Consider the following 26,064-nt stretch of genomic DNA (forward strand, 5'->3'; position numbering starts at 1 on the left):
TATCTGCCGAACTACCTGGGATGGCGCTGGGCACTCGACAAGCATCGCATCGAAGATCCGCTGGTGATGTTGCGCGCCACAGTTGGCGTGTTCCCACACTTAACGTGGACATAGCCAAAAAAAACGGGCCGAGGCCCGTTTTCTTGTTTGCGCTTTCGATCAGCGCTTGTCGATCGACTGCACGTCGCGGGGCGCGGCGCCGATGAACAGCTGGCGCGGACGGCCGATCTTCTGCTCCGGATCGGAGATCATCTCGTTCCACTGGGCGATCCAGCCGATGGTGCGTGCCATCGCGAAGATGCCGGTGAACAGCGACACAGGGATGCCCAGCGCCGACTGCACGATGCCCGAGTAGAAGTCCACGTTCGGGTACAGCTTGCGCGACACGAAGTATTCGTCGTTCAGGGCGATCTTTTCCAGTTCCATCGCGAGCTTGAACAGCGGGTCGTCCTGCAGGCCCAGTTCGTTCAGCACTTCGTGGCAGGTTTCGCGCATCAGCTTCGCACGCGGGTCGAAGTTCTTGTAGACGCGGTGGCCAAAGCCCATCAGCTTGACGCCGGAGTTCTTGTCCTTGACCTTCTCGATGAAGGCAGGGATGTTCTCGACCGAGCCGATTTCCTTCAGCATGTTCAGCGCCGCTTCGTTCGCGCCGCCGTGTGCAGGGCCCCACAGGCAGGCGATGCCCGCTGCGATACATGCGAACGGGTTCGCGCCCGAGGAACCGGCCAGGCGGACGGTGGAGGTCGATGCGTTCTGCTCGTGGTCCGCGTGCAGGATCAGGATGCGGTCCAGTGCGCGCACCAGGACGTCGTTGACCTTGTACTCTTCGCACGGGTTACCGAACATCATGCGCATGAAGTTCGCCGAGTACGACAAGTCGTTGCGCGGGTAGACGAACGGCTGGCCGATCGAGTATTTGTAGGCCATCGCGACCAGGGTCGGCATCTTGGCGATCAGGCGGATCGCGGAGATTTCGCGCTGGTGCGGGTCGTTGATGTCGAGCGAGTCGTGGTAGAACGATGCCAGCGCGCCGACGGTGCCGACCAGGACCGACATCGGGTGCGCGTCGCGGCGGAAGCCACGGAAGAAGAACTGCATCTGCTCGTGCACCATGGTGTGCTTGGTGACGGTATCGGTGAACTTTTCTTTCTGCGCGGCGTTCGGCAGTTCGCCGTTCAGCAGCAGGTAGCAGGTCTCGAGGAAGTCGCAGTTCACCGCCAGCTGTTCGATCGGGTAGCCGCGGTACAGCAGTTCGCCCTTGTCGCCGTCGATGTAGGTGATCGACGAGTTGCACGATGCGGTGGACATGAAGCCTGGGTCGTAGGTGAACTTGCCGGTCTGCGCGTACAGCTTGCGGATGTCGATGACGTCAGGGCCGATCGTGCCTTTGTAGATCGGCATGTCCAGCGATGGGCTGCCATCGGAGAACGACAGCGTGGCTTTGGTATCAGAGATGTTCATAACACTTCCTTCTTGGGAGTGAGGCTACTAAAAATAAACGTTATGGAAATCAGGCCTGGCGCAGGCGGGCAAGCAGCGCGCGCACGTGCGGCACATCCAGCTCGCCTTCCGGCTCCGCGCGCGACAGCAGCAGGTCCATCAGCGCGTTGTCGGACAGGTCCAGCAGGCGGGTGAGCGCGTCCACCTCTTCGTCCGACATGCCCTCTTCATGCGCATCGAGGAAGCGCGTGAGGATCAGGTCGTTCTCGAGCAGGCCTCGGCGGCTGCGCCAGCGCAGGCGGGCGCGATTTGCCGGGTCGGATTGGTGTGCGTTCACTGCCTGGTTCCGTTTCTGGTCAACATGATACTCCGCGCTGCCGGTTCGGGCAGTACGGTACTTCTACTGTATTCACACACGATCGCCATCCCCGCGCGGGCGGGGACGACGGTTTGCCTTAGATGGCGCGGCGGACCAGCAGCTCCTTGATCTTGCCAATCGCGCGGTTCGGGTTCAGGCCCTTCGGGCACACGTCCACGCAGTTCATGATCGAGTGGCAGCGGAACAGGCGGTACGGGTCTTCCAGGTTGTCCAGGCGCTCGGCGGTGGCTTCGTCGCGCGAGTCGGCGATGAAGCGGTAGGCCTGCAGCAGGCCGGCCGGGCCGACGAACTTGTCCGGGTTCCACCAGAACGACGGGCACGAGGTCGAGCAGCACGCGCACAGGATGCACTCGTACAGGCCGTCGAGTTCTTCGCGTTCCGCAGGGGTCTGCAGGCGTTCTTTCTCGGGCGGGATCGAGTCGTTGATCAGGAACGGCTTGACCGAGTCGTACTGCTTGAAGAACTGGGTCATGTCGACGATCAGGTCGCGGATCACCGGCAGGCCTGGCAGAGGACGCAGCATGATCGGCTGCGTCAGCTCGTTCAGGTTGGTGGTGCAGGCCAGGCCGTTCTTGCCGTTGATGTTCATCGCGTCGGAACCGCACACGCCTTCGCGGCAGGAGCGGCGCAGCGCCAGCGAGTCGTCCACGTCGGACTTGATGCGCTGGAGCGCGTCCAGCAGCATCTTGTCGGTGTCCTGCAGCTCGACCGTCAGGTCCTGCATGTATGGCTTCGTATCCTTGTCCGGATCGTAGCGGTAGATGGAAAATTTAACAGTACGTGGCATATCAATGACCTTAGAAGGTACGTGCTTTAGGCTTGAACGTGTCGACGGTCAGCGGCTTGGTGACGACTGGCTTGTACTCGAGGCGGTTGCCTTCGGAGAACCAGAGGGTGTGCTTCATCCAGGTTTCGTCGTCGCGGTTCGGGTAGTCGCGGTGGGCGTGCGCGCCGCGCGATTCCTTGCGCGCCACGGCCGACGAGATGGTCGCTTTCGCGGTCTCGATCAGGTTGTCCAGTTCCAGCGCTTCCACGCGGGCGGTGTTGAACACCTTGGACTTGTCCTTGAACGAGACGTGCTTGCGGCGCTCGTCCAGCACCATGATTTCTTTGTAGCCCTGCTCCAGCAGTTCGTCGGTGCGGAACACGCCGCAGTACTTCTGCATGGTCGAACGGATGTCGTTGGCCACGCCCTGCACGCGCTCGGAACCGGTCGAGGTTTCCAGGCGGTTGAGGCGCTCCAGCGCCTGGTCGGCGGCGTCCGCAGGCAGAGGCTTGTTGGCCTTCTGCTTGAGGTTCTGCGCGACGACGTGGTTGCCGGCCGCGCGGCCGAACACCACCAGGTCGAGCAGCGAGTTGGTGCCCAGGCGGTTGGCGCCGTGCACCGACACGCAGGCGCATTCGCCGATCGCGTACAGGCCGTTGACGACTTTCTGCGAACCGTCCGCGGAAGGTGCGACGACCTGGCCGTGGATGTTGGTCGGGATGCCGCCCATCTGGTAGTGGATGGTCGGGACGACCGGGATAGGTTCCTTGGTCGCGTCCACGTTGGCGAACTTGTGGCCGATTTCGAGGATCGACGGCAGGCGCTTCATGATGGTCTCGGCGCCGATATGGCGCAGGTCCAGCAGCACGTGGTCCTTGTTCGGGCCGCAGCCGCGGCCTTCCTTGATTTCCTGGTCCATCGAGCGCGAAACGAAGTCGCGTGGCGCCAGGTCCTTCAGGGTCGGCGCATAGCGCTCCATGAAGCGTTCGCCGTTCGAGTTGATCAGGATGCCGCCTTCGCCGCGCACGCCTTCGGTGATCAGCACGCCCGCGCCGGACACGCCGGTCGGGTGGAACTGCCAGAACTCCATGTCCTGCAGCGGCAGGCCGGCGCGTGCCGCCATGCCCATGCCGTCGCCGGTGTTGATGAAGGCGTTGGTCGATGCGGCGAAGATGCGGCCTGCGCCGCCGGTGGCGAAGATGGTGGTCTTCGCTTCCAGGATCATGCATTCGCCGGTTTCCATTTCCAGCGCCATCACGCCGATCACGTCGCCTTCGGCGTCGCGGATCAGGTCGAGCGCCATCCACTCCACGAAGAAGTGGGTGCGGGCGCGCACGTTGCGCTGGTACAGGGTGTGCAGCAGCGCGTGGCCGGTACGGTCGGCCGCCGCGCATGCGCGCTGGACCGGCTTCTCGCCGAAGTTGGCGGTGTGGCCGCCGAACGGACGCTGGTAGATGGTGCCGTCAGGGTTGCGGTCGAACGGCATGCCGAAGTGTTCGAGCTCGTACACGACCTTTGGCGCTTCGCGGCACATGAATTCGATCGCGTCCTGGTCGCCCAGGTAGTCGCCGCCCTTGACGGTGTCGAACATGTGCCAGTACCAGTCGTCCTCGCTCATGTTGCCGAGCGAGGCGCCGATGCCGCCCTGCGCCGCCACGGTGTGCGAGCGGGTCGGGAATACCTTGGACAGGACCGCGACGTTCAGGCCGGCTTCAGCCAGCTGCAGCGAGGCGCGCATGCCGGAGCCGCCGGCGCCGACGATCACCGCATCGAAGCGGCGGGTTGGGATTGCAGATTTGATTGCTGCCACGATTAATAACTCCACAGAATCTGCGCGGTGTAGAAGGCGCAGGCGATCAGGTACAGCAGGGTTGCCGATTGCAGGACCAGGCGCAGGCCGGCCGGCTTGATGTAGTCCATCCAGATGTTACGGATGCCGACCCAGGCGTGGTAGAACAGCGCCAGGAAGGTCACCATGGTGAACAGCTTGAACCACTGCTTGGCGAACAGGCCGGCCCAGGCTTCGTAGCCGAAGGTTTCGGCGGTGAAGAACTGGTACAGCAGGATGAGGGTGAAGACCGCCATCACGATCGCAGTCACGCGCTGCGCCAGCCAGTCCTTGACGCCGTAGTGCGCGCCGACGACCAGGCGCTTCGGGCCGATACCGTTGTTATTGTGTGCCATCTCAGAATACTCCAAACAGTTTCAGTGCTACCAGCAGGGTCGTGATCGCGGTCAGGACCAGCACGGTGCCAGCGCTCTTGCGCGCGGACTGCTTGTCCAGGCCGATGTGGGTATCCATGACCAGGTGGCGGATGCCTGCGAAGAAGTGCTGCAGGTAGCCCCAGGCCAGCACCACCAGCACCAGCTTGGCGACAGGGTGTTCGATGACGCCGCCCATTTCGGCGTACGAGATCTCGGAACGGATGCTCAGCTCGAAGAGGTAGAGCAGGAACGGCAGGGCCAGGAACAGGACCGCGCCGCTGATGCGGTGCAGGATCGAGACGATGCCTGGCACTGGCAAGCGATAACGCATTAGATCCGTAATGTGGATGTTACGGATTTGAGGCCGCTCTTTTGTTGCGGTTTTCACGGCTTCGGACATACAGACCTCCCCATCTATGACTGCAAAAATGATGTAACCCGCAATTTTCGCCGATTTTTCCCTGCTGCACCAAGCGATCGGGACATGACGAACGAAAAACTTTGAGTTCCTTAAGACAACGTATTCAATTCACAACAGGCCGGCGGCCGTCAGGACAACTCGCTCAGGTAGTGGTGGTGGGCGGTCAGGTACAGGCCGCGGCGCAGCTCGACGGCCTTGTCACCGTAGGTGAACGAGACGCGCTCGGCGCACAGCAGCGGCGACCCTTCCGCGACTTTCAGGTGCTGGGCAGCGCCGGCGTCGGCCGCGATCGCGCGCAGCTTCTCGGTGGCGCGGATCATGCGCGTGCCGAACTCGGATTCGAACAGGCCGTACATCGGCCCCTTGTACTCGATCAGGCGCTCGGCGGTCAGGCCCTTGAACATCTGGCCGGGCAGCCACAGCTCCTCCAGGATGGTCGGCTCCTTGTCGAACGCCATCACGCGCTTGATATAGACGACCGCGTCGCCGGACTTCAGTTCCAGCAGGCGCGCCACTTCCGCCGGCGCGCGCATGCGTTTGACTTCGAGGATGCGGCTGTCGGGATGGTGGGGCACGCCCTCGTCCGGCACCAGGCGCAGGAAGCGGAAATGGGCACGCTCCTCGTGGTGGGTGGAGACGAAGGTGCCCTTGCCCTGGCGGCGCACCACCAGGTTCTCGGCGGCCAGCTCGTCGATCGCCTTGCGCACGGTGCCCTGGCTGACCTTGAAGCGGCCGGCCAGCTCGACTTCGCTGGGAATCAGTTCGCCCGGCTTCCACTCGCCCGATTGCAGGCTCTGCGTGATGAGCGCCTTGATCTGCTGGTAGAGCGGAGAAAAAGTCGGTGAAGCCGCGCCCGCTGCCGGGGTGTTCTGGTTATTCGTGGTCGGAACTTGGCTCATAGACCGCGATTTCACCACAAATACCTATGCGCGTCCAGTCGGCGGCCGGGTCAAAAGATGTCTTATATAAGACATATGATATGAATTGACAGATAGTGCTTGCGCGCCTACACTCGCGGTCGATCCGGGCGCCGTGCGCGTGTCCACCACAACGTCATCCCCGCCTCCGCGGGGACGATGTGGCGCACAGTGCCGCCGATGCGTTTTTGGTATCATAGATATCTTGACCAGGCCCCGCGTGGCCGCCAGACCAGTTTTCTTTCCCACTTTGGAGATTCATCATGGCTAAAACCCCAATGCGCGTCGCTGTGACCGGCGCCGCCGGCCAGATCGGCTATTCCCTGCTGTTCCGCATCGCCAGCGGCGACATGCTGGGCAAAGACCAGCCGGTCATCCTGCAGCTGCTGGAAATCGCTGACGAAAAAGCGCAGAAGGCGCTTAAGGGCGTGATGATGGAACTGGACGACTGCGCATTCCCGCTGCTGGTCGAAATGACCGCGCACTCGGACCCGATGACCGCGTTCAAGGACGCCGACGTCGCCCTGCTGGTGGGCGCACGCCCACGCGGCCCGGGCATGGAACGCAAGGACCTGCTGGAAGCGAACGCGCAGATCTTCACCGTGCAGGGCAAGGCACTGGACGCCGTCGCTTCGCGCAACGTCAAGGTCCTGGTGGTCGGCAACCCAGCCAACACCAACGCCTACATCGCCATGAAGTCGGCCCCTTCCCTGCCGGCCAAGAACTTCACCGCGATGCTGCGCCTGGACCACAACCGCGCCCTGTCGCAAGTCGCTGCCAAGACCGGCAAGCCGGTCGCTGCGATCGAAAAGATGATCGTGTGGGGCAACCACTCGCCAACGATGTACGCGGACTACCGTTTCGCCACCATCGACGGCCAGTCGGTGAAAGACATGATCAACGACGACGCATGGAACCGCGACACCTTCCTGCCAACCGTGGGCAAGCGCGGCGCCGCGATCATCGAAGCGCGCGGCCTGTCGTCGGCGGCATCGGCGGCCAACGCGGCCATCGACCACATGCGCGACTGGATGCTGGGCACCAACGGCAAGTGGACCACCATGGGCATTCCGTCGGACGGTTCGTACGGCATCCCTGAAGGCACCATGTTCGGCTTCCCGGTCACCACCGAGAACGGCGAATACAAGATCGTCCAGGGCCTGGCGATCGACGAGTTCTCGCAAGAGCGCATCAACCTCACCCTCAAGGAACTGACCGAAGAGCGTGATGGCGTTGCCCACCTGCTGAAGTAATCACCTGCCTGTCGTCCCCGCGCAGGTGGGGACGACGCTTTAACCGGTTTTTTCCCATGCACCCAACCGAGGTCTTGTTCCAGAATAAACGGCAGCCGCTGCTGCTCCCCGCCTGCGACCACTACGCCGGCTCGGAGAAGCTGATGCGCAAGTCGATGGCTCTGCAACAAGAGCTTGGCCCCGTATTCGACATCACGTTCGACTGCGAGGACGGCGCCGCCGCCGGCGCCGAGAAGGAGCACGCGCAGCTGGTCGCGCAGCTCCTCAACAGCGACGACAACCGCTTCAACCGCATCGGCGTGCGCGTACACGACGTCAACAGCCCGCACTTCGAGCACGACATCGAAATCATCATCGGCGCGGCCGCGGCGCGCATCGCCTACGTGGTGGTGCCGAAAGCCGAGTCGCTGGAAGACGCCGCCCGCGCCGCAGACGTGATCCACGCCCGCGCCGTGCGCGCCGGCCGCTCCCACATGCCGGTCCACATCCTGATCGAGACCCACGGCGCCCTGCGCGACGCCTACGACATCGCCGCCCTGCCGGCGGTCGAGTCGCTCTCGTTCGGCATCATGGACTTCGTCTCCGCGCACTACGGCGCGATTCCTGCCGCGGCGATGCGCACCCCGGGCCAGTTCACCCACCCGCTGGTGGTGCGCGCCAAGCTGGAAATCGCCGCCGCCTGCCATGCCCACGGCAAGGTGCCGTCGCATAACGTCACCACCGAGATCAAGGATTCGGCGGTGGTTGCCAACGACGCCCAGCGCGCCGCGGCCGAATTCGGCTACACCCGCATGTGGAGCATCCACCCGGACCAGGTCAAGCCGATCCTGAAGGCATTCACCCCGCGCCTGTCGGAAGTGGCCGAGGCCACCGCCATCCTGCAGGAAGCCATGACCGCCAATTGGGGACCAATTGCGCAACATGGCCGCTTGCACGACCGCGCGAGCTACCGATATTATTGGACCGTTTTGCAGCGTGCAAAACTGGCCGGACTGCCGCTGCCCGACGCAGCTGCCGCGCTGGTCAACCATGAACGTCCAACGGAACCTGCCTGATGTCATCCCTCCTCTCCAAGCCTCTCGCAGCCATCGCGCTTGCGTTTGCCGCCTCCGCGCTGTGCGCGTCCGGCGCCGCCCATGCCGTTGAACAGAAGCCTGCCGCCGTCAAGAAGAAGTCCGGCAAAAAGAACGCCGAGCCAGCCGCCGAACAGGGCCAGGATGCGGACGAACCGGACATCAGCGGCGCCACCGCGGTCGAGTACAAGTGCGAGCTTGGCAACACCCTGACGATCTACGAGAACAGCAGCGACACGGCCACCATCGCGCTGCGCTGGAAGAAAAAGCTGATCCGCCTGACGCGGGTCGGCACCACCACCGGCGCGCTGCGCTTCGAGAACCCGCTGCGCGGCCTGGTCTGGATCGGCATTCCGACCAAGGGCATCCTGCTCGACTCGAAGCTGGGCCGCCAGCTGGCCAACAACTGCAAAAACCCTGAGCAAGCGTCCCAGGGCTGACATCAAGATTTAATCGAATAACAAGTCCTAACGAAGGAGAGTTCATGTCCCGCAATACCCTCAACACGCTCAAGGATTTCAACCTTGCCGGCGGCAAGAAAGGCAAGTTCTACTCGCTGCCTGCCCTCGAGAAGAGCCTTGGCGTGAACATCTCGCGCCTGCCGGTATCGATCCGTATCGTGCTGGAATCCGTGCTGCGTAACTGCGACGGCAAGAAGGTCACCGAAGAGCACGTCAAGCAGCTGGCCAACTGGGGCGCGACTGCCGAGCGTACCGACGAGATCCCGTTCGTGGTGGCGCGCGTGGTGCTGCAGGACTTCACCGGCGTTCCCCTGCTGGCCGACCTGGCCGCGATGCGCAACGTCGCCGCCAAGATGGGCAAGAACCCGAAGAACATCGAGCCGCTGGTCCCGGTGGACCTGGTGGTCGACCACTCGGTCACCATCGACCACTTCCGCGAGCCGAAGGCGCTGGACCTGAACATGAAGCTGGAATTCTCGCGCAATAACGAGCGCTACCAGTTCATGAAGTGGGGCATGCAGGCATTCGACACCTTCGGCGTCGTGCCGCCGGGCTTCGGCATCGTCCACCAGGTCAACCTGGAATACCTGGCGCGCGGCGTGCACAAGGCCGGCGACGGCGTGTTCTACCCGGACACCCTGGTCGGCACCGACTCGCACACCACCATGATCAACGGCATCGGCGTGGTCGGCTGGGGCGTGGGCGGCATCGAGGCGGAAGCCGGCATGCTGGGCCAGCCAGTCTACTTCCTGACCCCGGACGTGATCGGCGTGAACCTGACCGGCGCCCTGCGCGAAGGCTGCACCGCGACCGACCTGGTGCTGACCATCACCGAACTGCTGCGCCGCGAAAAAGTGGTCGGCAAGTTCGTCGAATTCTTCGGCGAAGGCACCCGCACGCTGTCGCTGACCGACCGCGCCACCATCGCCAACATGGCGCCCGAATACGGCGCGACCATGGGCTTCTTCCCGGTGGACGAAGCGACCGTCGACTACTTCGAAGGCACCGGCCGCACCGCGGAAGAAATCGACGCGTTCGCGAGCTACTTCAAGGCGCAGAACCTGTTCGGCGTCCCTGCTGAAGGCGAGATCGACTACACCCGCGTGGTCAACCTCGACCTGTCCAGCGTGACCCCGTCGCTGGCCGGTCCGAAGCGTCCGCAGGACCGTATCGAAATCGGCAACGTCAAGAACAACTTCATCGAACTGTTCTCCAAGCCGACCACCGAAAACGGCTTCAACAAGAACCCGCTCGACCTGCACAAGACCTACACCACCACCAACGGCGTGGACGTGAAGAACGGCGACGTGCTGATTGCAGCGATCACCTCGTGCACCAACACCTCCAACCCGAGCGTGCTGCTGGCCGCCGGCCTGCTGGCCAAGAAGGCCGTGGAAGCCGGCCTGTCCGTCGCTCCGCACATCAAGACCTCGCTGGCGCCCGGCTCGCGCGTCGTCACCGAATACCTGCAAGCGGCCGGCCTGCTGACCTACCTGGAACAGCTGGGCTTTGGCGTCACCGCGTACGGCTGCACCACCTGCATCGGCAACGCCGGCGACCTGACCCCGGAACTGAACCAGGCGATCATCTCGAACGACATCGTCGCCTCGGCAGTCCTGTCGGGCAACCGCAACTTCGAAGCGCGTATCCACCCGAACATCCGTTCGAACTTCCTGGCATCGCCGCCGCTGGTGGTCGCCTACGCGATCGCCGGCAACATGACCCGCGACCTGATGACCGAGCCGGTCGGCGTGGGCAAGGACGGCCGCGACATCTACCTGGGCGACATCTGGCCGACCTCGCAGGAAATCGGCAAGCTGATGAAGTTCGCGATGAACTCGGACACGTTCAAGAAGAACTACGCCGACGTCAAGGGCAACCCGGGCAAGCTGTGGGAAAACGTCTCGACCACCGAAGGCCAGGTCTACAACTGGCCTGAGTCGACCTACATCGCCGAGCCGCCGTTCTTCGAAGGCTTCGAGATGAAGCCGAAGCAGGCAGCCGGCAACATCAAGGGCGCGCGCGCGCTGGGCGTGTTCGGCGACTCGATCACCACCGACCACATCTCCCCGGCCGGCTCGATCAAGGAAGACGGCCCGGCAGGCAAGTGGCTGCTGGCGCACGGCGTCCAGAAGGCGGACTTCAACTCCTACGGCTCGCGCCGCGGCAACCACGAGATCATGATGCGCGGCACCTTCGCCAACGTGCGCATCAAGAACAAGATGATCCCGGCCAAGGCGGACGGCTCGGCAGTCGAAGGCGGCATCACCATCCACCAGCCGACCGGCAAGCAGATGTCGATCTACGACGCGGCGATGCAGTACATCGGCGACGGCGTCCCGACCATGGTGTTCGGCGGCGAAGAGTACGGTACCGGCTCCTCGCGCGACTGGGCGGCCAAGGGCACCCAGCTGCTGGGCGTGAAGGCGGTCATCTGCCGTTCGTTCGAGCGCATCCACCGTTCCAACCTGGTCGGCATGGGCGTGCTGCCGCTGCAGTTCGTCGGCGACGATTCCGTGCAGTCGCTCGGCATCACCGGCGAAGAGACCTACGACCTGGTCGGCCTGGACGGCGAGATCAAGCCGCAACAGCTGTGCACCCTGGTCATCCACCGCAAGGGCGGCGAGAAGCAGGAAGTCACCGTCCTGCTGCGCATCGACACCCCGATCGAAGTGGACTACTACAAGCACGGCGGCATCCTGCCGTTCGTCCTGCGCCAGCTGCTGGCCGCGTAAGCGCCCTGCCCCGCAGACAAGAACGCCGGCTCAGCCGGCGTTTTTTTTGGGCTTGGCGGCTGGGGACCGTCCCCGCAGGGACCGCCTTCCGGTTTTTGGCCCGCGCCCTGCCTGCCCCGAAGATCCGGACACAGTCCCTTTCGGGACAGTCCCCCAGAATCAACTACAATATGGATTGTTAAGCTAACATCCCTCACCGAGAAAGAAATATGCGTCGTCCATCCAAAGATTCATCCCTCAAACTGTCTGCCGAAGGCCAGCGCCTGGCAGGCCTTGCACAGGCCATCGTGCAAGCCGCTAGCCGCGTCGAGGAACGGTCCTTGGAACACCACCTCGACAGCTCGCTGCAACGCCTGCTGCGCTCGGGCCACCAGGACACCATCGACAACGCCCTGAACAACCTGTTCAAGGACGACCTGCCCGCCTACGACGTGCTGATGGAGGGCGTGGAAGCGGTCAGCGAATCGTCCTTCCTGCTCGAACAGGAAGACGGCACCGAAAAGCGCTACGACGCCCTGCTGGTGGCCGCGCCGATCCTGGCCTGGACCCGCTTCTCGATCGCGTCCGGCCCGGTGCCGGCCGACCTGCTCTCGACCCTGTCCGCGCACTTCGCCGCCCACCTGCTGTCCGAGGGCACCCGCATGGCGATGGCGCCGATGCTGTTCTCGATCGACCAGCTGCCGCGCTCGCACTCCGAAACCTACGCCATGACGCACAAGCTGGCGCAGGCCGCGTACAAGCACGCCGCCGTCAAGCTGCAGCTCAAGGCGCCTGAAACGGCGCCCTTCCTGGCCGACACCCGCTACCTGCTGGTCGCCGTGGTGGTGCCGCACGGCGCCCCGATCTTCCGCTGGCAGGAGCCGGAGCACCAGGCCAGCTTCCAGGCCGTGCGTGCGAACTGCCTGGAGCAATGGCAGACGCAGGCCACGCCGAACGTCTCGCGCCTGATGCCGGGCTGCGGCGTCGAACTCCTGCTGCCGGAGGCGTACTACGTCGCCTGCCGCGAAGCCGACAAGCTGATCCGCCCGATCTCGATCCGCGCCGCCGTGCATTATCTGACCAACACGCTGGGCGTCGAGCCGAACGAGCTGCGCGCCGTGGTGGCCGGCTTCGGCGAAGAGGAAAGCGAAGCGCAGGTGGACGAATACCGTGTCGCCTTCACCATGCGCCAGAGCACCGATGTCGTCTATGGCATCGTGTGGCCGCTGTACGGCCAGGAGGATGAGGAAGGCACGCCGATCGAAGGACTGGTCGCGCTGGGCGAACTGGGCACGCAGCCCACGCCGTACGAAGAAATCGTGGCCTGCCTGAACGAGGCCGGCGTCATGCACATCAAGCGCCACAACGAGCGCTTCGTCGCCGAGTACTGCGACGACTGCGGCGCCCCGCTGTTCGCCGACCCTACCGGCGAACTGGTGCATCCCGAAATGCCGGAAGACGCGCCGGTCGGCTCCGAGCACTTCCACTAAGAGGCCAGGGGACTGCGCCGCTGTCCTTGCTGTTCTGGCGGAATCGGCCCAAACATGGCCGATTCCGCCAATTCCATCACTACTCGAGCCCGAGCCCGAACCGTTCGATCAGCCCCGCCTTGTTGATCCTGGCCGACACGATCATCGGATCCTTCTCGAACACATAGCGGTACCGGTACTGCCGCGACTCGCCCTCGTCCTTCACCGACAGCAGCGCGACCGAACGCAGCGCACCCAGTTCACGAATCCCCTTGCTGAAGTACTTCATCGCCGGCGTGAGCTTCGCCACCTGATCGTCAGTGAAGCCCTTCGGAAGCTTGTCCGCAGCGATGTCGGCGATCACCTCACGCAGCTGCGCCGTGAAGGCCGGATTGCTGTCCGCGATCGGCTTGGCCGGCACCGTGGCGAGCGCGGGAATATAGTGGCTCGCCACTATCTCCGCAAGCTTGCCCGGACGCGCATTGGTCGAATTGGCCAGCACGATGACCGTCAGCTTGTCGTCGACGAAGCGGTTCATCGTCGAGAGGAAGCCCTGCCATGCGCCGCCGTGGGAGATCAGCTTGTGGCCATTGTGTTTGGTGACGAACCAGCCGAACCCGTAAGTGGTATGCGATCCGTCGTTCAGCTTCGCCGGCGTGTACACGGCCTCCTGCAACTGCTTGCTGAGGATCTTCCCGCTGTGTAGTGCCTGGTCCCAGATGGCCAGGTCGCGCGCGGTCAGGTACAAGCTGCCGTCAGCCGTGGTGTTCAGCTTGGGCGCAACCCAATTCTGGTTCTTCAGATTCCCGTCCACGAACTCGTAGCCGGCAGCGCGGTGCGGGATGATGTCCGCCTCGTTGATCACGCGCGTGCTCATGCCGAGCGGTTCGAAGATGCGCTCGCGCAGCTGGTCGCCATAGAACTTGCCGCCCACCTTGTTGCAGATGAAGCCCAGCAGGTGGTAACCCATATTGCTGTACGAGAATTTCTCGCCGGGCGCGAACAGTACCGGAATGGTCGCCTCCAGCGCGATCAGCTCCTCGTCCGTATAGTCCTTGCGCATGTCAAGCTTGTCGTACGGGTCGCCCAGGCCCGAGGTGTGGGTCAGCAGGTGGCGGATGGTGATGGCCTTCCATGCGTCCGGCGTATTGGCCAGGTGCTTCGCCACCGGATCGTCGAGGGTCAGCTTGCCGTCCTGCGCCAGCAGCAGCACCAGCGCCGCGGTGAACTGCTTGCCGACTGAGCCGGACTGGAACACGGTCCTGGCGCTGACCGGCACCCTGTGCTCTATGTTCGCCAGTCCGTAGCCCTGCTCCCGGATGATCTTGCCGTCCTTGACGACGGCGATACCGACGCCCGCCACGTTACGGCGCTTGATCTCCGCGTTGATGGCGTCGTCCAGCGCATCGGCGTGCGCATTGCTCATCGCCGCGCAGGCGGCCAGCGCCAGCATGGCGCGGGCCTGCATCCCCATTTTTAACATTGTTATTGTCCTTATTTGTTTTAACGAATGGCGGCAATGACGCGCTTGGCCAGTTCCGCCGGATTGCCCGCGTGCCAGCGCCAGACGATGACAAGGTCATGGTCCGGCGAGACGACGATGGTATTGCTGCCCGCGCCCAGCGCCGCGTAGGCGTTCGCCGGAAGGCCCGGCAGGTTCTTGCCCTTCGTGTTCAGCCACCACAGGTAGCCGTAGTCCGGGCCGTTGGCGCTCGGCGTCAGCGCGTCCTTCACGTACGCCGGCGGCAGTACCTGCCTGCCGTTCCACGTGCCGCCGCGCAGCCACAGGTAGCCGAAGCGCGCCATGTCCCAGGAATTGATCCACATGCCGCCGCCCCAGCGCGTACCGCCGCTGACCGACTCGACCCGCTTGCCGCCATGCTCGACGTAGCTGTTGTGGTACGGGACCCACTTCCAGGAATTCGACGCGCCGATCGGGTCCATTACTTCCTGCTCGAATACCTGCGGCACGCTCTTGTCCATCGCGCGCAGCAGCGACAGCGCAAAGCGGTTGATGCGCACGTCGTTGTATTCGTAGAAGCTGCCCGGCGCCTTGCGTTCGCGCGGCTTGCGCTCTCCGGCACCGAATGCCGCAGTGCCGACGAAGTCGTCCTTCTTGCCCCACATATCGCCTTCCCACTCCGATTCCTGCTGCAGGTGCATCTTCCAGGTGATGCGGCCGTTGTGCGGGGACGCGTAGCCGCCGTCGGCGACGCGCCTGGCGACCGGCTCGTCCACCGCGATGCGGCCGTCGCGCACGCCGATGCCGGCGACGGTGGCGAGCATGCTTTTGGCGACCGAATAGGTCGGATCGACGGCCGTGGTCTCCCCGAACTCGGCGACCACGTAGCCCTTGTAGATCACCACCCCGTTGGTGCGCGCGCGCTTGGTCGGCATCGAACCGAGCAGCGTACCGAAAGTCTTTTCCTGGTCTGAGAAGTCGATGGCGCGTTCGGTTTCGCGGGACTGCGCATACGAAATGGCGGCTGCCAGCGCTGCCGGATCCATACCCATCTCGGCGGCGGATTTCCTCGCCCACGTGCCTTCAGGCGGAAAGTACGGCGCCTGGGCGGAGGCGGTGAAGGTGAATGCGGCGCATGCTGCGATCAGGCTCGTCTTGATGTACATGACTTCTCCAAAAAATGGGGACAGACCCCATTTTCGAAATGGGGTCTGTCCCCATTTCGGGGTTACCAGCGGGTGTAGGGGTGGCGCATGAGGTTGGAGTTGAAGTAGCGGGCGTCGTGCGTGACTTCGGCGCCGATCCACACGGGGCGCTCGAAGGCTTCGTCCTCCGTACGCAGTTCGATTTCGGCCACGACCAGGCCGGCGTTCGCGCCCAGGAATTCGTCCACTTCCCAAATATGGCCGGCGTGCGCGATGCGGTGACGGTACTTTTCGATGAGGGGCTGTTCGCACAGGCGGTCGAGCAGTTCGTTGGCCTCGTCCAGCGGGATGGGGTATTCCCATTCGCCGCGCGTGGCGCCCGTGCTCTTGCCCTTGATGGTGAGGGTGCCCTGCGAGCCCTCGACCCGCACGCGCACGACGCGCGACGGGTCGGAGCACAGGTAGCCCTGGCGCAGCAGGACACTGTCGCCCTGCCCGCGCCAGCCCTCGCCGGCGAGAAGGAACTTGCGTTCGATCTCGACGCCCACCGTCAGTCCAGCGACAGCAGGATCGGCTGCAGGATGGCCTTGCCCAGTTCGATGGAACGCGCGCCGTTCCAGCCGACGTGGTGGTCAGGCAGGTTGGCGTTGTCCTTGAACGGCATTTCCAGCGTCAGCGACAGGCACTTGAAGGTGTGGCCGATGTACTTGGACGCCAGCGTGAGCAGCTCTTCGTTGTACTTGCTCGCTTCGTAGCCGAACACGTTCTGGAAGTCCGGGCTCGATTCCATGTAGTGCTGGACGAACTTCTGCTGGCGCGCCATGCGCTCGGGCGTGAAGTCGGTCAGCATCTCGTTGCCGGCCACGAAGTTGTACGGCAGCGCTTCGTCGCCATGGATGTCGAAGAACATGTCGACGCCGGTCTCGTGGATCTTCTCCTTCACGCACAGCACTTCCGGGCTGCGCTCCTTCGATGGCGTCATCCACTCGCGGTTCAGGTTCGCGCCGGCCGCGTTGGTGCGCAGGTTGCCGCGCACGGAGCCGTCCGGGTTCATGTTCGGGACGATGTAGAAGACGGCGCGCTGCAGCAGCTTGCGCGATACCGGGTTGGCGTTGTCGAGCAGCGCATCCATCATGCCTTCGACAAACCACTCGGCCATCGTCTCGCCGGGATGCTGGCGCGCGATCACCCAGATTTTCTTTTCCGCCGCAGGATTGCCGATCACGACCAGGTTCATGTCGCGCCCATCGACCGTGCTGCCGATGTCGTGCACGCGCGCGACCGGGTTCTCGGCCACTTCGCCCAGCAGGCGCAGATGGCGCTCCCACGAATACGGCTCGAAGTACGCGAAGTACACGCTGTCGAGTTCCGGGGTGAAGTGCACGGTCATCACGTTGCCGTCGAAGCTGGTCGGCACGCGGAACCAGTTCTCGGTGTCGTAGCTCGCGCACACGCTGTAGCCGTCGAAGCCCGGCGCATAGGTCGCCTTGCCGGCGTTCAGGAAGCGGATCGTGCAGGCCTGTCCACGCGCACCCTGGAGGCGGAAGTGGAACCACTGATGGATGTCCGCATGCGAGTCGGAGCGCAGGTTCAGGTCGATGGCGTCGGCCTTTTCGGCCTTCACGACTTCAATCGACCCGGAGTCGAAATGCTGGCTGATCTTGATTGGCATGGCTGTCCTTTTTGTTTACTCGGCGTCGAGGTCCACCAGTTCGCTGGCGTAAGCGGAGAAGAAGCGGCGCATCAGTTCGATGTTGGTCCGGTTCAGCAGGATGGTGAGGTCAGGCTTGCGCGACATGTCCATCGTGATGCGCAGCGCGTCCTGGAACTGCTGGCAGTTCACGCTCATCACGCGCGGGGTATCGAGGTCCCAGTCTTCGCGGTACAGCTCCGGCACCTTGGCCGGCGGCGGCAAGTTGGGATCCTGGTTGACCGGCAGGTGACGCAACATCCAGAACACGACCGATGCCGGGATCAGCACGCAGACGTCCTGGCCCCCATGGAAGGAAAATTTTGCAAGCAGGAGGTTGCCCACGGAATCGAGGGCCATGTACATACTCTTGACTTCACGGAACACTACTTTTGCCACGATGGTCCTTCGGTAGATATTTTGAAAAAAGCGCTTCGGATTCTACCGCATAGTTTTGGCCCCGGGCACGATTTGAAAAGCAAAAGGGGAGCTTGCGCTCCCCTGTGTCATGACGTTGCCGCCCAGTCCCCCGCGGACCTGCGGCACGTAGTCAGTGCTTAGCGGTTGCCGCCGGATTTGTTGCCACCGCCGGAACCACCGCCCGAGCCGCCTTTGCCCGATTGCTGGCTGCCGCCGCCATGGCTCATCGAGCCTGCGCGACGTGCTTCCTCGGAAGTGAACTCGTGTGCAGTACCTTTTTCGTGAGCAGCCTTGCCGCCCTCCGAAGCGATTTCGCGCTGGCGTGCAGGGTCCATCGATGCAAAGCCGCGGTTGCTGGTGCCGCTCTGCTGGCTACCGCCCTTGCCCTGGCTGCCGCCCTGGTTACCGCCACTTTGCTGGCTGCCGCTGCGCTGGCCGCCGCCTTTATTGCCACCTTGGTTACTTGCCATGGTTATCTCCCATAATTGTTTTTCCGCCTGTGCGGAAGGTGATTTTCCGACCGCCAAAACGAACTCGACTGCTCGCGATGACGATCAGGCAGGACCATGTTAGTGAGCAGGGACAGGTGCAGGTATAGGACGCTACGCGATGCTCATGTAGGACTACTGGTCAGATTTTCGTACCCAAATTCAACACCGTAGAGCGGAGGAAATGCTGAGCCACTCAAAGTCAATGACCGCAGACAGGGTGGGCCCGCTCCTACAACCCTGTGGTCCCTGCGCCGATACTGCCGGACGCTCCTGCGGAGCATCATCGATGTGTGGACGCCGTACAGGCGTCGATTCAACCGGAGGGAACAAAAGATGAATTCGAACCAACGCAGTCAGGAGAACAACCAGACGGACAATATGGCGAACGAGAAATCGGTGTCGTCCGCACGCGGCGGCACGACCGAAAATTACAGCAAACAGTCCAGCGCCGAAGGCACCGGGATGCCCGGCGGCGGCAACAAGCAATCGGGCACCAAGCCATCGCAAGGCGCGGCACAGGGCGGGTCGCAACAGTCGCAGGGCGACATCGGATCGTCGCAGACCGAGCGCGGCGCCGGCACCGGCGGCGCAGGCCAGTCGCAGGGCGACCTGAGCGCCCAGCAGTCGCGGGTGGGCGAACAGGGTTCGCAGCAGTGGCAAGGCGACGCCGGCTCGCAGCAAAACAAACAGGGTTCCGGCCAGCAGCCGCTGGCCGACGGCCTGTCGCAGCAGTCGCAGGATCGTCCCGACCTGAAAACGGGCGGGCAGAACAAGGGCGGCTCGACCCTGTACGGCACCGGCCAGGGCCAGCATGCACAAAGCAGCGGCGGCCACGAGGGTGCCGATACCAGGCAGGGCCAGGGCAGCGGCCAGGGCAAGCGCGTGGTGAAGGAAGGCGCTGGCATGCCGGCGCAGGGTGACGTCGGCCGCTCGGCGCAGGAAGGCGGCAGCGGCAGCGGCCTCGAAGGCACCGGCCAATCCACCGGCACCAGGGAGTCCGGCCACCAGAATGCGCAGCGCGAGGTGGGGCAACAGTCCAGTGGCCCGGGTGGGCAATCGCACGGTGGCGGCCAGATGGGCCGGTCCTCGCTCAATAAGGGCGGTGACCGGTCGAGCCAGTCATCGCAGCAGCAAGGCGGCGCTGGACGCGACTCGTCGGCGGGCGGCTCGCAGCTCAGCGGATCGAGCGACAGCGCCAATACCGACAGCACCGGGCGTGCCGGCTCGCAGACGGGCCAGCAGTTCGGCCAGCAGCTCGGCAATGAACAGTACGACGATGTGGGCAACCAGCGCTACTCGAACGACTCGGCTGGCGGCATGCCGCGCAGCCCGGGCGGTTCGCGCATGAGCGCGGAGCAGGACATGAATGACGATACCGGCCTGTCGAACACGGCGAACCGCCAGGAGATCGACATGGGAACCAAGCAGGAGCAGCAAAGCAACGTGGGACGCCGCTCCGACATGACGCCTGATTAAACGGAGGGGACTGTCCTGCGAGGGACCGTCCCCTGAGCTTAACCGGAGCCGAGCTTGCTCGACGAAACAGGGGGCCCTGGAAAGGCCCCCTTTTTTACGCGGACGTGTAGGCCGTTTTCACGGTAGTGAAAAACTCGACCGCGGCACTACCCTGCTCGCGCGCACCATAGCTCGACCCCTTGGTGCCGCCGAACGGCACGTGATAGTCGACGCCGGCGGTCGGCAGGTTCACCATCACCATGCCCGCCCTGGCGTTGCGCTTGAAGTGCGTGGCGTGCTTGAGCGAGGTGGTGCAGATGCCCGCGGTGAGGCCGAACTCGGTGTCGTTCGCCAGTTCCAGCGCGTGCTCGTATCCCTTCGCCGGAATCACCGACGCCACCGGGCCGAAGATCTCTTCGCGCGCGTGACGCATCTGCGCGCTGCAGTCCGCGAACAGCGCCGGGCTGAGGAAGTAGCCGTCCGTGGCGCGCTGGAGGCGTTCGCCGCCGGCCACCAGGCGCGCGCCTTCCGCTTTCGCGATCTCGATGTAGCTGAGGTCCTGCTCCAGCTGCGAACTGTCCACGACCGGACCGATATCGATCCCCTCCTCCAATGCGTGCCCCACCTTGAGCGACTGCATCTTGCTTGCCATCGCGTCGACGAACCTGCCGTAGATGGACTCGTCCACGATCAGGCGCGACGATGCCGTGCAGCGCTGGCCGGTCGAGAAGAACGAGCCCTGGATTGCGGCATTGACCGCCACCTCCAGGTCGGCGTCCGCCAGCACGACGAGCGGGTTCTTGCCGCCCATCTCCAGCTGCACCTTGGCGCGGCGCCTGGCGCATGCGAGCAGCACGCGCTCGCCCGTGCCGGTCGAGCCGGTAAAGCTGATGGCGTTCACGCGGCTGTCGTTGGCCAGCGCTTCGCCGACGATGCGGCCGGGCCCCATCGCCAGGTTGAACACGCCGGCCGGCAGGCCCGCGCGGCTGATGATCTCGGCCAGCTCCCAGCCGCAGCCAGGCACCAGGTCGGCCGGCTTGAACACGACGGTATTGCCGTACGCGAGCGCCGGCGCGATCTTCCAGGCCGGGATCGCGATCGGGAAGTTCCACGGGGCGATGATGCCGACCACGCCGACCGGCTCGCGGGTGACGTCCACTTCGACATTGGGGCGCACCGACGCCAGCCGGTCGCCGCGCACGCGCAGCGCCTCCTGGGCGAAGAACTTGAAGATGGCGCCGGCGCGCGCCGCCTCGCCGATGGCCTCGGGCAGCGTCTTGCCCTCCTCCCGGGCCAGCAGGCGGCCCAGCTCGGCCTTGCGCGCGATGATCTCGGTGCCAATCGCATCCAGCGCGTCGGCGCGCTGCTGTACGCCCGACAGGGCCCAGCTCCTGGCGGCGCCGTGCGCGGCCGCGATGGCCAGCTCGGCCTCGGCCTGGCCGGCGCTGGCGTATTCGCCCACCACCTCGCTGCGGTCCGAGGGGCTGCGCGTCGTGGTCACGTTGGCGCCATCGCGCCATTCTCCGCCGATATAAAGCTGCTTCATGGGTGTGTCCTCTTGAGGTGCTGGATGCAAGTCCGGCAGTGTATCAAATGCCTGCCCACATGATTCAGGCAAGCCCCGCAAATTACACTCGTCGGTTTGTGCAGCCAACATTTTAGTGATTAAGCTCCCCCTCAGCTTGCTCCTGCACGCCGGCGACATACACTCAAAATGATCGACCGGCCATGACAAAGTCCCGTCGAGATGCGTAACACCCCAGACGCCGGCGCCGCTAACGCAACGCTGGCGGAACCTTTCGCACTGGAGAACTATCATGTTAAAACAAGCCTCCCTCATTGCTGCAGCTGCCGCGGGCCTGCTGTGCACCGCCACACCATCCTTCGCCCAGGATTACCGGCAGGTCCCGCAAGCCAGCTCCATGCAGAGCAGCGAAGTGATCACCGTTCGGCCGACCAAGCGCAGCTTCTTCATGCCGGCCCAGGATGTCGCCGAAGTCAGGGGCGAATACCTGATGGAGGACGGCAGCACCGCGATGGTCAAGAACCGCAGCCGCAAGCTGATCGTCGACTTCGACAACCGCCAGACCGTACTGCACGCAGTGGGCGCCTATGTGTTCGAGTCCGACCGTGACGACATGACGCTGGTGTACACCAAGGATGGCCTCGGCGCCGATATCATTGTCCTCAGCTATATCCCGCAACGTACCGTTGCAGGCGGGCCGCGCGAGCGTATCCTGCTCAGCTCCCGTTAGGGTTTTACGGGTCCGCGCCACGCCGGATTGTGCGCACCGGATCCGGCGCGAGTGCGACAATGCCTGCATTCGCCAGGACAGGTGCAGCATGGATACCGACCGAGACAATGAAGTCACCGTGTGGTGCGGCAGCATCGAGTTGGGCGGCTCGCTCGGGCTGCCCCAGGACGCCAATGGCGTGATCCTGTTTGCGCACGGTAGCGGCAGCAGTCGCCACAGCCCGCGCAACAACCAGGTCGCGCGCACCCTGCGCCAGCACGGGCTGGGAACCCTGCTGCTGGACCTGCTCACTCCCGAGGAAGACCGCGACGCGCGCAAGCGCTTCGACATCGCCCTGCTGACCGAGCGGCTGCGCGCCGCGCGCGAATGGCTGCGCGATGAACCGGATACGTCCAACCACCGCGTGGGACTGTTCGGCGCCAGTACCGGTGCCGCCGCTGCCCTGCAGCTGGCCGCCGCACTCGGCCACGACATCGCCGCCGTGGTATCGCGCGGCGGCAGGCCGGACATGGCGGGCGAAGCGGAACTGGACAAGGTCAGCGCGCCGACGCTGCTGATCGTGGGCGGTGAGGATGGCGTGGTGATCGACCTGAACCGCCAGGCCTTTGCTCAGCTGAACCACTGCGAAAAGGAACTGGTGATCATTCCGGGCGCCACGCACCTGTTCGAGGAACCGGGCAAGATGGACCAGGTGGCGGCGCTGGCCACCGACTGGTTTGCGCGCCACTGCCGCACACTCATCTAGCCCCAGGACCGACCGGACCCGGGAGTACGTGCGGCTACTAGAGCGGCGCGGCCATACGGGTGCCGGCCGTCAGCATCTCCACCAGTACCGCCGAATCCACCGGCTTGACCAGGAAGGCGTCGAAACCCGCTTCCAGCGCCTTCTCGCGATCCTCAGGCTGGCAATAGCCCGACAGCGCGATTGCATATGGCTGGCCGGCGCCACGCTGTTCGCGCAATTGCCTGATCAGCGCGTAACCGTCCAGGCCGGGCAGTCCAATGTCGCAAATCAGGAGGTCATAGTCCCCATCGAGGGCCAGCTTCAGCCCTTCCGCGCCGTCGTGCACCATGCGTACCTGGTGGCCGTGGCTGGACAGGAAGGCGTCCAGCGTGACGCAGGCATCGACATTGTCTTCGACCAGTAACACCCGGCAGCAGCGCCAGGGCTTTTCTTCCACCGGAGCGGCCTCTGCCACTTCGACCGCGCCGCGCGCCAGCGGCAGCACCACGGTGAACTCGCTACCCTGGCCGGGGCCGGGGCTGGCGGCACTGACTTCGCCGCCGTGCATGTGCACGACGTTGCGGACCACGTTCAGTCCCACTCCCAAACCGCCTTCCGAACGCGCGAGCGAGCGCGGCCCCTGCGTGAACAGGTCGAAGATGTGGGGCAGTACATCGGCCGCCATGCCGGTGCCGTTGTCCTTCAGGCAGACGCACACGCGCTCGCCTTCCACGTGGGCGGACACCACGATCTCGCCGCCGTCCTGGGTGTACTTCGAGGCGTTGGCGAGCAGGTTGGAGAACACTTGCGTCAGCCTGACCCGGTTGCCGTCCAGGACGACCGGATCCGGCGGCACCGCCAGGATCAGCTTCTGGCCGCGTTCCGCGATGCGCGGGGCAATCGTTTCGACCGCCCGTTCGATGAGGTCGGACAGCACCACCGGCTCCAGGGTCAGCGTGATCTTGCCGCTGCTGATGCGGGCGGCGTCGAGCAGGTCGTCCAGCAGGCGCGCCATCTGTTCCACCTGGCGGCTGATGACGCGCTGCAGGCTGCCCAGTTGGGGCGGCAGGTTGGGAGTGCGCTCGAGCAGCGTGGCGGCCATGGAGATCGGCGCCAGTGGATTGCGCAGCTCGTGCGCCAGCATCGCCAGGAATTCGTTCTGGCGGCGATTGGCCTCCTCGGCCTCGTCGCGCCGGTTGTCCGCGCTGATACTGGCCAGCACCAGGTGCTCGTTGGCTTCGCGCAGCTGGGCGACGCGTTGAGACAGTTCCGACTGCAAGGCCAGCTGCTCGCGCAGCGCCGACACTTCGCTGGTCAGCGCCGCCACCGTTGCGCGCAGTTGCGCTACCGGCACCGCCTCATCATCGAGGGAACGCCGCTGCTCACTTCTCTTAGTATCGCCCGACGGTCCCATAGCTGGCCTACCCCTTCCGTGCGGTATGCGTCGGCCGGCCTGACAACAAGCCTTCGAATCTGTGTGGCGACGCGCCGATTTCGATGCCCTTGTCGGTGATGACGTATTCGCGCAGGTCGGTGCTGTGCGCGCTGCCGCGCACCTTGATCACCGACATCACCTTGGCGATGCGCCCCTCCAGCTCCACGTACCGCATGATGAGGATCGCATCGGTCAGGAACGAGACGTTGGCCTCGCTAAAGCGCAGCTCGGTGAACATGTCGATCTGCCCCACCGTTGCGATCACGGTGACGCCGAGCGACGAGAGTGTCGCCAGGATGCTGAAGACGGTGGTGCGGAAGTCCTCGCGGAACTCCGGCGCCAGGTGCAGTTCGAATTCCGACAGCGAATCGATCACCACTCGTCTCGCGCCGATGCGCTTGATCTCGTGCACCAGCTCGTCCAGCATTTGTTCGACCGTCAGGTCGAGCGTTTCGCTGTCGATGACCGAGACGTGACCGGATTCCACCAGCCGCGCCAGGCGCACGTTGCGCATGCGCGAAGTACCCTTTTCGAAGTAGATCGCCACGCTCTTCTCGCCCTGGCGCGCGCCTTCTTCCAGGAAGCTGTTGCACAGGATGGTCTTGCCGCAGCCGGAAGAACCGCTCACCAGCAGCGAATGCCCGCGTGGCAGTCCACCGCCGAACATCTCGTCCAGCGTGGCCACGCCAAGCGACACGCGCTCGGTAATGTGGTCCTTGCTGGGCCCCGTTTTCAATCGTGGAACCACGCGCGGATACACGCGCAGGCCATCGTCGGAGATACGGAAGCTGTGGGCGCCTGTCATATGGCCTTGCCCGCGCATCTTGATGACGCGCATCTTGCGCACCACGGCATTGCCTTGCTGGACCTGGGCCAGCGAGATGACGCCATCGGCGACGGTCATGATCGGATTGGCCTCGACGTCGGCGTGCAGGTACTCCCCGATCAGGAATGTGGTTGCCTGCCAGCTGGTCATGCGGGTGCCGAGCTCCTGGACGAAATACTGCAGGTCGGCGATGCCTTCATTGCCCGCGCGGCCAGTCTGCACCACGGAACGGAACGAATCGACAAACACCAGGCTGGGGCCGAAATCCTCGACTTCGCGCATCACCCGTTCGAGTACGCCGCCAAAATCGCCGCTGCGCAGGTCCTCGGCCAGGTTCACGTAGCGGATCGACTCGCCGACCTTGTCCAGGTCGAAGAACGAGAATTGCTGCTGGTAGCGCAGCATCTTGAGCGGAGGTTCACCCAGCACGGTGAAGAACAGCGCCTTGCATTTCGGGCCGGCAAGCGAGAACATCATCTGGTGCGCCAGCGTGGTCTTGCCGCTTCCCGGCGCGCCGGCAATCAGGTTGAACGAGAATTCGGGCAAACCGCCCCCGAGGAGCACGTCAAGGCCCGGCACGCCAGTCTCCAGGGTTCCCAGTGATACTTTGTCGCTCATGATTGTTCCCGTACCTTCGCATTCTCAGGAGCGCCGCTCCACGCGGCGTTGAGAAGTCGAACTGTTAATGCTTCGCCGATCAGGCCAGAAAGCAGCTTGGTGAAAGTAATGAGTAATGCGGTGTTGGCTTCCTCCGCTTGGCCGGGCCCGACTGCAGCCAGTTGGTCCTTCAGTGCCTGGAGCAATTCGTCCGCCGTGGACGACGCGTGCGATGCGTCCAGCCAGTCAAATCGCACCGATTCGATCCGTACGGTGCGCCTGTACAGTGCGGCAAAGCCGCTGTCCCCTATCAGTGGGCTGAGATGCGCTGACAATTGTCGCCAAGGCTGGACCACTGGACCGTCCATGGCCTGACCGTAAGCGCTGCCGGCAGTCGCCTGTGCAATCAGCGCCTGCCGCTTGTCGTCATTGGAATCCATTTACGGTGTCAGAATAATAGGAGTGT

At 64.1% G+C, this 26,064-nt stretch carries 25 protein-coding genes and 1 pseudogene; 9 read left to right on the top strand and 17 right to left on the bottom strand.

The features are described 5' to 3' along the window. A pseudogene (locus ACFSQR_RS15720) lies at window positions 1-114 on the top strand (IS1595 family transposase); the annotation flags it as partial. A 45-nt stretch (window positions 115-159) separates the two neighbouring features. Here ACFSQR_RS15720 and ACFSQR_RS15725 read toward each other — a convergent pair. The 7 genes from ACFSQR_RS15725 to ACFSQR_RS15755 form a co-directional block, all read right to left on the bottom strand. After that, entirely contained in the window at window positions 160-1,461 is a 1,302-nt protein-coding gene (locus ACFSQR_RS15725; protein ID WP_377730912.1) for a citrate synthase, read from the bottom strand. Between the two features lie 49 nt (window positions 1,462-1,510). Further along, complete coding sequence (locus ACFSQR_RS15730) at window positions 1,511-1,777, bottom strand: succinate dehydrogenase assembly factor 2 (RefSeq protein WP_377730913.1); 267 nt, start codon at window positions 1,775-1,777, stop codon at window positions 1,511-1,513. Window positions 1,778-1,895: 118 nt separating this feature from the next. Then, on the bottom strand, window positions 1,896-2,606 hold the full coding sequence (locus tag ACFSQR_RS15735) for a succinate dehydrogenase iron-sulfur subunit (RefSeq protein WP_377730914.1): 711 nt from the start codon (window positions 2,604-2,606) through the stop codon (window positions 1,896-1,898). A gap of 10 nt (window positions 2,607-2,616) precedes the next feature. Further along, window positions 2,617-4,395: a succinate dehydrogenase flavoprotein subunit gene (sdhA, locus tag ACFSQR_RS15740; RefSeq protein ID WP_377730915.1), complete on the bottom strand. Its 1,779-nt coding sequence runs from the start codon at window positions 4,393-4,395 to the stop codon at window positions 2,617-2,619. A 2-nt stretch (window positions 4,396-4,397) separates the two neighbouring features. Next, a complete protein-coding gene (sdhD, locus tag ACFSQR_RS15745; protein WP_377730916.1) occupies window positions 4,398-4,769 on the bottom strand; it encodes a succinate dehydrogenase, hydrophobic membrane anchor protein in 372 nt (123 codons plus the stop codon). Window position 4,770: 1 nt separating this feature from the next. Then, window positions 4,771-5,190, bottom strand: coding sequence for a succinate dehydrogenase, cytochrome b556 subunit (sdhC, locus tag ACFSQR_RS15750; RefSeq protein ID WP_377730917.1), 420 nt, complete (start codon window positions 5,188-5,190; stop codon window positions 4,771-4,773). A 149-nt stretch (window positions 5,191-5,339) separates the two neighbouring features. Then, on the bottom strand, window positions 5,340-6,110 hold the full coding sequence (locus ACFSQR_RS15755) for a GntR family transcriptional regulator (RefSeq protein WP_377730918.1): 771 nt from the start codon (window positions 6,108-6,110) through the stop codon (window positions 5,340-5,342). 281 nt (window positions 6,111-6,391) lie between these two features. Here ACFSQR_RS15755 and ACFSQR_RS15760 point away from each other — a divergent pair, with 281 nt between their 5' ends. The 5 genes from ACFSQR_RS15760 to ACFSQR_RS15780 all read left to right on the top strand — a co-directional run bounded on the left by ACFSQR_RS15760 (window position 6,392) and on the right by ACFSQR_RS15780 (window position 13,119). Beyond that, complete coding sequence (locus ACFSQR_RS15760) at window positions 6,392-7,381, top strand: malate dehydrogenase (RefSeq protein WP_377730919.1); 990 nt, start codon at window positions 6,392-6,394, stop codon at window positions 7,379-7,381. A gap of 56 nt (window positions 7,382-7,437) precedes the next feature. Beyond that, a complete protein-coding gene (locus ACFSQR_RS15765) occupies window positions 7,438-8,436 on the top strand; it encodes an HpcH/HpaI aldolase/citrate lyase family protein (RefSeq protein WP_377730920.1) in 999 nt (332 codons plus the stop codon). Next, entirely contained in the window at window positions 8,436-8,894 is a 459-nt protein-coding gene (locus ACFSQR_RS15770) for a hypothetical protein (RefSeq protein WP_377730921.1), read from the top strand. Before ACFSQR_RS15765 ends, ACFSQR_RS15770 begins: the two co-directional genes overlap by 1 nt. Window positions 8,895-8,938: 44 nt before the next feature. Continuing rightward, window positions 8,939-11,650 (top strand): aconitate hydratase AcnA, encoded by a 2,712-nt coding sequence (gene acnA, locus ACFSQR_RS15775; RefSeq protein WP_377730922.1) that lies wholly within the window; start codon window positions 8,939-8,941, stop codon window positions 11,648-11,650. Window positions 11,651-11,859: 209 nt separating this feature from the next. Continuing rightward, the gene (locus ACFSQR_RS15780; protein ID WP_377730923.1) at window positions 11,860-13,119 is read left to right on the top strand and encodes a DUF2863 family protein; all 1,260 of its coding nucleotides are present in this window, start codon (window positions 11,860-11,862) and stop codon (window positions 13,117-13,119) included. A 79-nt stretch (window positions 13,120-13,198) separates the two neighbouring features. On the opposite strand, the gene ACFSQR_RS15785 is transcribed toward ACFSQR_RS15780, so the two are convergent. The 6 genes from ACFSQR_RS15785 to ACFSQR_RS15810 form a co-directional block, all read right to left on the bottom strand. Beyond that, window positions 13,199-14,581 (bottom strand): serine hydrolase domain-containing protein, encoded by a 1,383-nt coding sequence (locus ACFSQR_RS15785; protein WP_377730924.1) that lies wholly within the window; start codon window positions 14,579-14,581, stop codon window positions 13,199-13,201. Window positions 14,582-14,601: 20 nt separating this feature from the next. After that, a complete protein-coding gene (locus tag ACFSQR_RS15790) occupies window positions 14,602-15,726 on the bottom strand; it encodes a serine hydrolase domain-containing protein (RefSeq protein ID WP_377730925.1) in 1,125 nt (374 codons plus the stop codon). A gap of 62 nt (window positions 15,727-15,788) precedes the next feature. Then, window positions 15,789-16,253, bottom strand: a complete 465-nt coding sequence (locus tag ACFSQR_RS15795; protein ID WP_377730926.1) for a CYTH domain-containing protein — start codon at window positions 16,251-16,253, stop codon at window positions 15,789-15,791. Window positions 16,254-16,255: 2 nt separating this feature from the next. Further along, entirely contained in the window at window positions 16,256-17,377 is a 1,122-nt protein-coding gene (locus tag ACFSQR_RS15800; RefSeq protein WP_377730927.1) for a M14-type cytosolic carboxypeptidase, read from the bottom strand. 15 nt (window positions 17,378-17,392) lie between these two features. Then, on the bottom strand, window positions 17,393-17,755 hold the full coding sequence (locus ACFSQR_RS15805; protein WP_377730928.1) for a hypothetical protein: 363 nt from the start codon (window positions 17,753-17,755) through the stop codon (window positions 17,393-17,395). Between the two features lie 197 nt (window positions 17,756-17,952). Beyond that, a complete protein-coding gene (locus tag ACFSQR_RS15810; RefSeq protein WP_377730929.1) occupies window positions 17,953-18,285 on the bottom strand; it encodes a KGG domain-containing protein in 333 nt (110 codons plus the stop codon). Between the two features lie 354 nt (window positions 18,286-18,639). On the opposite strand from ACFSQR_RS15810, the gene ACFSQR_RS15815 reads away from it, so the two are divergent. Further along, on the top strand, window positions 18,640-19,782 hold the full coding sequence (locus ACFSQR_RS15815; protein WP_377730930.1) for a hypothetical protein: 1,143 nt from the start codon (window positions 18,640-18,642) through the stop codon (window positions 19,780-19,782). Between the two features lie 94 nt (window positions 19,783-19,876). Here the strand turns inward: ACFSQR_RS15815 and ACFSQR_RS15820 are convergent, their stop codons facing one another. Then, the gene (locus tag ACFSQR_RS15820; RefSeq protein ID WP_377730931.1) at window positions 19,877-21,307 is read right to left on the bottom strand and encodes an aldehyde dehydrogenase family protein; all 1,431 of its coding nucleotides are present in this window, start codon (window positions 21,305-21,307) and stop codon (window positions 19,877-19,879) included. Between the two features lie 271 nt (window positions 21,308-21,578). Here ACFSQR_RS15820 and ACFSQR_RS15825 point away from each other — a divergent pair, with 271 nt between their 5' ends. Further along, window positions 21,579-22,016, top strand: coding sequence for a hypothetical protein (locus tag ACFSQR_RS15825; protein WP_377730932.1), 438 nt, complete (start codon window positions 21,579-21,581; stop codon window positions 22,014-22,016). Window positions 22,017-22,104: 88 nt separating this feature from the next. After that, window positions 22,105-22,761, top strand: coding sequence for a dienelactone hydrolase family protein (locus tag ACFSQR_RS15830; RefSeq protein ID WP_377730933.1), 657 nt, complete (start codon window positions 22,105-22,107; stop codon window positions 22,759-22,761). Between the two features lie 37 nt (window positions 22,762-22,798). Here ACFSQR_RS15830 and ACFSQR_RS15835 read toward each other — a convergent pair whose 3' ends face one another. From ACFSQR_RS15835 to ACFSQR_RS15845, 3 genes are all read right to left on the bottom strand, one after another. After that, a complete protein-coding gene (locus ACFSQR_RS15835; protein ID WP_377730934.1) occupies window positions 22,799-24,094 on the bottom strand; it encodes an ATP-binding protein in 1,296 nt (431 codons plus the stop codon). 67 nt (window positions 24,095-24,161) lie between these two features. Beyond that, entirely contained in the window at window positions 24,162-25,619 is a 1,458-nt protein-coding gene (locus ACFSQR_RS15840) for an RAD55 family ATPase (RefSeq protein WP_377730935.1), read from the bottom strand. Then, complete coding sequence (locus tag ACFSQR_RS15845; RefSeq protein WP_377730936.1) at window positions 25,616-26,038, bottom strand: hypothetical protein; 423 nt, start codon at window positions 26,036-26,038, stop codon at window positions 25,616-25,618. Before ACFSQR_RS15845 ends, ACFSQR_RS15840 begins: the two co-directional genes overlap by 4 nt. Window positions 26,039-26,064 lie beyond the last annotated feature (26 nt).

The organism is Pseudoduganella sp. GCM10020061, from assembly GCF_042683405.1.
In the GTDB taxonomy this organism is placed as follows: domain Bacteria; phylum Pseudomonadota; class Gammaproteobacteria; order Burkholderiales; family Burkholderiaceae_D; genus Telluria.

Coding starts and splice junctions, on each gene's coding strand:
- ACFSQR_RS15725 (WP_377730912.1), bottom strand. CDS start 1,461: ATGAACATCTCTGATACCAAAGCCACGCTGTCGTTCTCCGATGGCAGC.
- ACFSQR_RS15735 (WP_377730914.1), bottom strand. CDS start 2,606: ATGCCACGTACTGTTAAATTTTCCATCTACCGCTACGATCCGGACAAG.
- sdhD (WP_377730916.1), bottom strand. CDS start 4,769: ATGGCACACAATAACAACGGTATCGGCCCGAAGCGCCTGGTCGTCGGC.
- sdhC (WP_377730917.1), bottom strand. CDS start 5,190: ATGTCCGAAGCCGTGAAAACCGCAACAAAAGAGCGGCCTCAAATCCGT.
- ACFSQR_RS15755 (WP_377730918.1), bottom strand. CDS start 6,110: ATGAGCCAAGTTCCGACCACGAATAACCAGAACACCCCGGCAGCGGGC.
- ACFSQR_RS15760 (WP_377730919.1), top strand. CDS start 6,392: ATGGCTAAAACCCCAATGCGCGTCGCTGTGACCGGCGCCGCCGGCCAG.
- ACFSQR_RS15765 (WP_377730920.1), top strand. CDS start 7,438: ATGCACCCAACCGAGGTCTTGTTCCAGAATAAACGGCAGCCGCTGCTG.
- ACFSQR_RS15770 (WP_377730921.1), top strand. CDS start 8,436: ATGTCATCCCTCCTCTCCAAGCCTCTCGCAGCCATCGCGCTTGCGTTT.
- acnA (WP_377730922.1), top strand. CDS start 8,939: ATGTCCCGCAATACCCTCAACACGCTCAAGGATTTCAACCTTGCCGGC.
- ACFSQR_RS15780 (WP_377730923.1), top strand. CDS start 11,860: ATGCGTCGTCCATCCAAAGATTCATCCCTCAAACTGTCTGCCGAAGGC.
- ACFSQR_RS15785 (WP_377730924.1), bottom strand. CDS start 14,581: ATGTTAAAAATGGGGATGCAGGCCCGCGCCATGCTGGCGCTGGCCGCC.
- ACFSQR_RS15790 (WP_377730925.1), bottom strand. CDS start 15,726: ATGTACATCAAGACGAGCCTGATCGCAGCATGCGCCGCATTCACCTTC.
- ACFSQR_RS15800 (WP_377730927.1), bottom strand. CDS start 17,377: ATGCCAATCAAGATCAGCCAGCATTTCGACTCCGGGTCGATTGAAGTC.
- ACFSQR_RS15805 (WP_377730928.1), bottom strand. CDS start 17,755: ATGGCCCTCGATTCCGTGGGCAACCTCCTGCTTGCAAAATTTTCCTTC.
- ACFSQR_RS15810 (WP_377730929.1), bottom strand. CDS start 18,285: ATGGCAAGTAACCAAGGTGGCAATAAAGGCGGCGGCCAGCGCAGCGGC.
- ACFSQR_RS15815 (WP_377730930.1), top strand. CDS start 18,640: ATGAATTCGAACCAACGCAGTCAGGAGAACAACCAGACGGACAATATG.
- ACFSQR_RS15820 (WP_377730931.1), bottom strand. CDS start 21,307: ATGAAGCAGCTTTATATCGGCGGAGAATGGCGCGATGGCGCCAACGTG.
- ACFSQR_RS15825 (WP_377730932.1), top strand. CDS start 21,579: ATGTTAAAACAAGCCTCCCTCATTGCTGCAGCTGCCGCGGGCCTGCTG.
- ACFSQR_RS15830 (WP_377730933.1), top strand. CDS start 22,105: ATGGATACCGACCGAGACAATGAAGTCACCGTGTGGTGCGGCAGCATC.
- ACFSQR_RS15840 (WP_377730935.1), bottom strand. CDS start 25,619: ATGAGCGACAAAGTATCACTGGGAACCCTGGAGACTGGCGTGCCGGGC.
- ACFSQR_RS15845 (WP_377730936.1), bottom strand. CDS start 26,038: ATGGATTCCAATGACGACAAGCGGCAGGCGCTGATTGCACAGGCGACT.